The organism is Ruegeria sp. B10 (assembly GCF_056539825.1).
The window spans coordinates 1-875 of the sequence record NZ_JBQFVP010000038.1; the positions used below are offsets into that span (position 1 = coordinate 1).

Genomic DNA, 875 nt, shown 5'->3' on the forward strand with positions numbered 1-875 from the left:
TAGCGGGTTGCCACAGGCCGCCAATCCTTCAACCTGCCGAACATGATCTCGATCCGGTTGCGCCGTTTGTAACGACGCTTGTCGTACTTAACCGGTTTCTTCCGCTACTTCCGGCCAGGGGTGCAGGCGAGCACCCCTTTGTCTTTCAACGCTTCCCGGAACCAATCGGCGTCATAGCCACGATCCCCGAGCGGCCAATCGACATCCGGCAGGCCGCTCAGCAGTGCCCGCGCACCAATGTAATTGCTGACCTGACCGGCGGTGATGAACAGGTTGAGCGGACGTCCCCGGCTGTCGCAGATGGCATGCAACTTGGTGTTCATGCCGCCCTTGGTGCGACCCCTCTCGGCAGCATCCTCCGGATGCGCCTGCCGGGCAGTGAATCAGGCGTCCACGCCCCCTTTTTTGACGCCCAAACTGCTTGCGGTACGGTGGGCCTTCAGGTTGGTGGCATCGACCATCACAGTATTCTCTTCACCGTGTTCGGCAGCCAGACCGGCCATCATCCGGGCGAAGATGCCTTGTTCGTGGCGGCATTCGAACCAGTGGCGTTTGCCACTCACCTCCACCGCTTCCAACGGTTATAGGGCGTTTCCGGGGCTTGCGCGGTCCCACTGGGACCACGATTCCCTTCAACTGTGTGGGCCATAAGCCAAAGGGGCATCGCGCCATTTCAACCCGTTGCGACTAATGAAGATAATGCCGCACAACACACGTCGATCATCAACGCGTGGTTTGCCGTGGGACTTGGGGAAGAAAGGCTCAAGACGCGCCATCTGCGCATCCGTCAGCAAGAAAAGATCAGACATGGTCACCGCTCGATTTTCGAACCGTGAATCACGCAGCAAAGCGGAAATCAATGGGTCCTGACCCTA

General features: G+C 59.0%; 1 pseudogene. It reads right to left on the minus strand.

Annotated features, from left to right (window positions below):
* Positions 1 to 809: pseudogene (locus ACR0J4_RS23100) on the minus strand (IS5 family transposase); the annotation flags it as partial.
* Between the last annotated feature and the right edge of the window lie 66 nt (positions 810 to 875).